Below are 6,523 nucleotides of genomic sequence, written 5' to 3'. Positions count from 1 at the left end.
CCCCCGCACAGCCCGTACCCGGGGCGCCCGCGGCACCCGTACCCGCGGCTGTCGGAGCCGCAAGGCGCGCAGGACCAGGGCCGCCGGGACGCCCACCGCCGCGGTCCACCCGGCCGCCGCGGGCCCCGTCTGCCACCAGACGGGGCCGAAGTCGGCGAGTGCGTGGGTGCCGAGGGGGCCGCCCGACAGGGTGGCGAGGACCGCGAGGGCCAGTCCGCAGAGGAGGGCCGCGAAGGCCGCGTTCCCGGCGGTCCGGCCGGGCGACCAGGCCTCACCACGGTGGGCCACAACCGGAACCCCGCCCTTCCTTTTCCCCTGCCCCTTCCCGTCTCCGTCTCCGATTGCCTCTCCCCCGTCAATCCGGCCCGGCACCCCCGCCCGCACCGTGAACCAGGCCACCGCCACGCCCGCCACCAACGGCACGGCGCCCGCCGCCCAGTTCACCGGAGTGCCGGGGCCGGCGCCCGGAACCGCCGCCAGCAGGGGAAAGGGCGGCAGCAGTGGACCGGGCGACGACATCAGGGGATCGGCCGCGTGCCCCGCGCCGAGTACGAAGCCGGGGCCGAGGGCGTACGCGGCCCCCCACACGGCCGCGTTCGGCACTAGGGCCAGGGCCAGCAGCAGTACCGCGAACCGTCCCGACCAGCTCTCCGTGAGGTGCAGGAACGACACGCGGGCCAGACCTCCGTGCCACACGAGTGAGGCGCCGACCAGCACGGCCCCGCCCCCCACGAGCACCGCCGCACCCGCACCCGCCGCGCGCACGGCGGCCGGGAGCCGGACCCCGGGGACGGAGGACACGAAGGAGGCGAAGGGGAGGGCGCGCAGAGCCCGGCGCGCGGGCGGCGGCAGAGGCCCGCGGGGGCGCCCGTACGCCGTCCACGCGCCCACCCCCGCCGCGGTCACCGCGAGCAGCGGCAGCCAAACGGCGACCGACGCCCAGGACGGACTCAGCGCACCGCCCGAGGCGTACAGGGCCGCGGCCGTGCCGACCGTCAGATAGCCCGCGACGACACCGCCCCAGGCCGTACGGACGGCGGGCGGCACCGACTCCTCGTCGCCGTCCGCCGCATCGCGCCCCGCGCGGTGCAGCAGCCACGCGGGCAGCACGACCAGGAGCAGCGGCGTCACGCCGACGGGCGCGGGTACGCCGGACAGCGTGTCCGTGCGGACCAGTTCACAGCCGTGCGCGAGCAGCCACAGCCCGGCGGCGACATGCAACGCCCCGTCAGGACCGCTGTCCGGATAGGGAGAACTGATCCAGAGGACCGTCACGAGTACGGTGAACGCCGCCAGTCCGAGCCCCGCCGCGAGCGCGCCGCCGACCAGGCCCGCGGCCAGTCCCGGTGACCTCCTGCGCCATCGGGCCAGCAGGTCCGGCTTGGTCAGCAAGTTCGGCAGGGACGGCAGGGACGGGCTGCGGTCCGGACTGCGGTCGGTCGTCTGGGTCACGCCGCCATGCTCCCAACGACACGCGCTTTCTCCTCGTAACAGGCGAACCCCGGATGTGTCGCTCAATATACGTTTTATGTACTTTTACGTGCGAAGGGGCGCCCGGTGACGCAGACCCCTTCCTGCCCGCCGCCCCTTCCGGAGGCCGAGGCCGAGGACGGGACCGAGGTGAACACCGAGGCGGAGAACCAGACAGAGAACAAGGCAGGGAGCAAGGCGGAGAACCAGGCCGAGAACCCTGCGGAGAACCCGGACGGGCCCGAGGCGGAGGCCGACTTCGAACTCGCGCCACCCGCCCCCGCCCTGACGCCAGGTCAGGCCTTCGACGCCCTCTACGCGTTCGCGGCCCCCGCCCTCGTACGGCAGGCCTATCTGCTGACCGGGCGGCGCGAGTTGGCGCGCGAGTCCGTGGAGCGGGCCTTCCAACTGGCGTGGCAGCGCTGGCCGGAGGTGGCGGTCGACCGGGACCCGGCGGGCTGGGTGCGGGCGGCGGCGTACGAGTACGCGATGTCCCCCTGGCACCGGCTGCGTCTTCGGCACCGGGCTCCGGAGCCGCCGCCCGCCGCGCTGGACGACCGCCGGCTGCTCTCCGTACTGCTCAGCCTGCCGCCCGCGTACCGCCGCACGGTGCTCCTCTACGACGGCCTCGGCATCGGGCTGCCGGAGACCGCGGCGGAGACGGAGGCGAGCACGCCCGCGGCGGCGGGCCGGCTGCTGCACGCGCGTGAGGTCGTCGCCGCGCGCGTGCCCGAGCTGGCGGATCCCGGGGAGCTGAGGCTCAGGCTGACGGAGCTCGGGAGCAAGGAGTCGCTGCGGACCGCCGCGAAACCCGTCGTGGTGCGGTCGGGAAGCGAGCGCCGCGCCCGTCGCTGGACCCGCGCGGCCATCGCCTTCACGGTCCTGCTCATCGGGTCCACCGCGTTCACGCTCCGCACGGCTCCCGACCACTACGAGGCCCCGCAGGCGCCCGCCGCGACGATCAGCGGGGTTCCGCCGCGGTCGGGCCCCGGTCCGTTGTCCGAGGAGGAGCAGGAGATCCGCGTCAAGCTCCGCTCGACGTTCCAGAACGGTCCGGAGAGGCTCCGCCCGGAACTCCGCTGAGGAACGAGCGTAAGGGCGCACCGAGAACCGCCGAGTGCGAACCCGGCGACGCGGACGGGCCCGCACCCCTGGAGAAGGGGTGCGGGCCCGTCCGCGTACAGGCTGCGATTCAGCCTCCGGGAGCTGTGCCGGGGGCTGCGCCAGGAGCCGTGCTCAGCCGGCCAGGATGGCGCGGGCCAGCTTCGCCGTCTCGGTCGGGGTTTTGCCGACCTTGACTCCGGCGGCCTCAAGGGCCTCCTTCTTCGCGGCGGCCGTGCCGGAGGAGCCGGAGACGATGGCGCCGGCGTGGCCCATGGTCTTGCCCTCGGGCGCGGTGAAGCCCGCGACGTAACCGACGACCGGCTTCGTCACGTTCTTCGCGATGAAGTCCGCGGCCCGCTCCTCGGCGTCGCCGCCGATCTCACCGATCATCACGATCAGGTCGGTGTCGGGGTCGGCCTCGAACGCGGCGAGCGCGTCGATGTGCGTCGTGCCGATGACCGGGTCGCCACCGATGCCGACGGCGGACGAGAAGCCGATGTCACGCAGCTCGTACATCATCTGGTACGTCAGCGTGCCGGACTTCGAGACCAGGCCGATGCGGCCCGGCTTCGTGATGTCGCCCGGGATGATGCCGGCGTTGGACTGGCCCGGCGTGATGAGTCCGGGGCAGTTCGGGCCGATGATGCGGGTCTTGTTGCCCTTCGCCTTCGCGTACGCCCAGAAGGCGGCGGAGTCGTGGACGGCGATGCCCTCGGTGATGACGACCGCGAGGGGGATCTCGGCGTCGATCGCCTCGACCACGGCGGCCTTGGAGAAGGCCGGCGGCACGAAGAGGACGGACACGTTCGCGCCCGTCTTCTCGATCGCCTCGGCGACCGTGCCGAAGACCGGGATCTCGGTGCCGTCGACGTCGACGGACGTGCCGGCCTTACGGGGGTTGACGCCACCGACGATGTTGGTGCCGTCGGCCAGCATGAGCTTGGTGTGCTTCATGCCCGTGGAGCCGGTCATGCCCTGGACGATGACCTTGCTGTCCTTGTTGAGGAAGATAGCCATGGCTGTGGTTTTCCCTCGTCCCTTACTTGGCCGCGGCCAGCTCGGCGGCCTTGTCGGCCGCGCCGTCCATGGTGTCCACGCGCTGCACCAGCGGGTGGTTGGCGTCGGACAGGATCTTGCGACCCAGCTCCGCGTTGTTGCCGTCGAGACGGACGACCAGCGGCTTGGTGACTTCCTCGCCCTTGTCGGCGAGCAGCTGCAGCGCCTGGACGATGCCGTTGGCGACCTCGTCACAGGCGGTGATGCCACCGAAGACGTTGACGAACACGGACTTGACGTCCGGGTCGCCGAGGATGATCTCCAGGCCGTTCGCCATCACGGCCGCGGACGCGCCGCCGCCGATGTCGAGGAAGTTGGCGGGCTTGACCCCACCGTGGTTCTCACCGGCGTACGCAACGACGTCGAGGGTGCTCATGACGAGACCCGCGCCGTTGCCGATGATGCCGACCTCGCCGTCGAGCTTGACGTAGTTGAGGTTCTTCTCCTTGGCGGCGGCCTCGAGCGGGTTGGCCGCGTCCTTGTCCTCCAGCGCCTCGTGCCCGGGCTGGCGGAAGTCGGCGTTCTCGTCGAGCGAGACCTTGCCGTCCAGCGCCAGGATGCGGCCGTCCTTGGTCTTCACCAGCGGGTTGACCTCGACGAGGAGCGCGTCCTCGGCGACGAAGGTCTCCCACAGGGTCACCATGGCCTCGGCGACACCCTCGGCCACCTCGGCCGGGAACTTCGCCAGGGCCACGATCTCTCGGGCCTTCTCGATGTTCACGCCCTCGACGGCGTTGACCGGGACCTTCGCGAGGGCCTCGGGGGTCTTCTCCGCGACCTCCTCGATGTCCATGCCACCCTGCACCGAGGCCATGGCCAGGAAGGTGCGGTTGGTGCGGTCGAGGAGGTACGAGACGTAGTACTCCGCCTCGATCTCCGGGGACAGCTCGGCGATCATCACCTTGTGGACCGTGTGGCCCTTGATGTCCATGCCGAGGATGTCGGTCGCACGGGCGACCGCCTCGTCGGCCGTGGCGGCGAGCTTGACGCCACCGGCCTTTCCTCGGCCACCGACCTTCACCTGGGCCTTGACGACGGACTTGCCGCCAAGCCGCTCGGTCGCCTCGCGGGCTGCCTCAGGCGTGTCGATCACTTCACCGGCCAGCACCGGTACACCGTGCTTGGCGAAGAGGTCCCTCGCCTGGTACTCGAACAGGTCCACGCGCGTCCGTCCCTATCAGGTATCTCGCGGTTCGTTGTCTGCGTGGGCGTGCCGCGAAGGGCAACGTGACTGCGCGGTCACAAGGAGGGCGTGGGCACGGTGGCCGGCACGCGGCATGTCCGCCTCGCAGGTTATCCCCGCTCGTGGTGGGGTCGTAAATCGCAGATCACACCTGGGCGGTGATTACGGTCACAGATTGCCAGTTTAAAGGGCCTCACCAGGCTGGGGTTTGCCTGGTGAGGCCCCTCGAACAGCCCCTGACAGTGACGTAAGGGGCGTAGGGCGGCCGGTCCCCACCCCAATGAGGACCGCCCGGCCCTGACCGCAGGGTTTCGGTCGCACGGACCGACGGATTTCGGCCGTACGTGGCCGTCGCCCTGCGGGGTCGGTGGGTGCCGTACGACCGGCCGCCGGGCACGGTCGTACGACGGGGGCGTCGGTCAGACGCCGTAGGGGGAGCCGTGCTGCCCGTACGGGGCGGCCGGCGGCGGCACGTGGCTCGGGGTGTCCCCGTCCTGGGTGACCGCGTACTGGGCGGTCGGCAGGTAGCTCGGGGTGACGGACTCGGCCACGTCCTCGACTCCGCCGACCGCGTTTTCGGCCAGCGGGGCGGCGGCCGACTCGACGGTTCCGGTCACGTTCCCCGCGAAGGGCCCGACCTGTCCGGTCACGTCGGCCGCGAACGGGGCGACCTCGCCGACGACACCGTCCGCGAAGGGGCGTACGTCACCGGTGACGCCGTACGCCAGCGTCGTGGCGCTGCCGCCGACCCCGTCCACCACAGGCCGGACGTACTGGACGACCGTGTCCACGACCGGCCGTACCGCGCCGACGGCACCCTCGGCGAACGGCGGCACCTGGCCGACGACTCCCTGCGCGAACGGGTCGACCTCGCCGACCACGCCGTACGCGAGCGGCGGAACGTCACCGACGACACCGCCCACGAAGGGCCGCACGTCGCCGACGACGCCGACGACACCGTCGGCGAGCACGGTCGCGTCTCCGACCGCCTGCCCGGCGACGGGCACCACACCGTCCACCGCCGTGGCGGCGACGGGCGGGAGAACGGAGTCGACGGTCTCGTCGGCGACCTGGGTGACCACGGCGGTGGCGTATGGGGGGACGTCCGCGACCACGCCGGTGGCGTACGGGGCGACATCGCCGACGACACCGGTCGCGTACGGGCCGACGTTCCCGACCACGCCCGTCGTGTACGGGGTCACGTCGCCGGTGACGCCGTCGGTGTAGCTGCGTACGTCGGCCACCGCGTCGGCCACCACTTCGTGGGCGAGGCCGGTGGCGTTGCCCACGGTCCGGCCGGCGACCGGGACCACGCCGTTCACGGCACCGGTGGCGACCCGGGTGACTCCGGTCACGGCCCGGTCGGCGACGGGGGTGACCCCGCCGACGGCCCGACCGGCGACCGGAGTGACACCGTGCACGGCGGTGACGGCGACGGGCGGCAGCGCGGTGGCGGCCGTCTCGTCGACGACCGGGGTGACGGTCCCTTGGATGCCACGGACGATGGTGGAGGGGGCGGTCCGGCCTGCGGTGGCGACGGTCTGCCGCACCCTCGCGCGGGCGCCGGAGGGGACTGCGGTGGCGGTGCGCCGGGTGGCCCCGAGCTTCGTCTGCGTGGCGGCCAGGGCCTGCTCCAGCTCCGGCGCGAACGCCGAGAGGGGGCCGAAGAGGTAGTCGACCTCGCCGTGGGGGCGGGGGCCGGGGGCGTCG

General features: G+C 72.6%; 5 protein-coding genes. 1 reads left to right on the top strand and 4 read right to left on the bottom strand.

Going from position 1 to position 6,523, the window contains the following annotated elements; translation table 11 throughout:
* Nucleotides 1-1,452 (bottom strand): cell division protein PerM (locus tag AOK17_RS43110; protein ID WP_055618107.1); only part of this gene is annotated, 1,452 nt, incomplete at its 3' end.
* Between the two features lie 105 nt (nt 1,453-1,557).
* On the opposite strand from AOK17_RS43110, the gene AOK17_RS43105 reads away from it, so the two are divergent.
* Nucleotides 1,558-2,553, top strand: coding sequence for a SigE family RNA polymerase sigma factor (locus AOK17_RS43105; RefSeq protein ID WP_245697736.1), 996 nt, complete (start codon nt 1,558-1,560; stop codon nt 2,551-2,553).
* Between the two features lie 153 nt (nt 2,554-2,706).
* Here AOK17_RS43105 and sucD read toward each other — a convergent pair whose 3' ends face one another.
* The 3 genes from sucD to AOK17_RS51815 all read right to left on the bottom strand — a co-directional run.
* Nucleotides 2,707-3,591 (bottom strand): succinate--CoA ligase subunit alpha, encoded by an 885-nt coding sequence (sucD, locus tag AOK17_RS43100; RefSeq protein WP_055618106.1) that lies wholly within the window; start codon nt 3,589-3,591, stop codon nt 2,707-2,709.
* A gap of 22 nt (nt 3,592-3,613) precedes the next feature.
* Nucleotides 3,614-4,792, bottom strand: coding sequence for an ADP-forming succinate--CoA ligase subunit beta (gene sucC, locus AOK17_RS43095; RefSeq protein ID WP_055618105.1), 1,179 nt, complete (start codon nt 4,790-4,792; stop codon nt 3,614-3,616).
* Nucleotides 4,793-5,232: 440 nt separating this feature from the next.
* On the bottom strand, nt 5,233-6,523 hold a 1,291-nt coding region (locus tag AOK17_RS51815), incomplete at its 5' end, for a serine/threonine-protein kinase (RefSeq protein WP_483855188.1).

It is taken from the genome of Streptomyces phaeochromogenes (assembly GCF_001418655.1).
Taxonomy (GTDB): domain Bacteria; phylum Actinomycetota; class Actinomycetes; order Streptomycetales; family Streptomycetaceae; genus Streptomyces; species Streptomyces phaeochromogenes.
The sequence above is the reverse complement of the archived record's forward strand: the minus strand, read 5'-3'. Positions and strand labels throughout refer to the sequence as shown.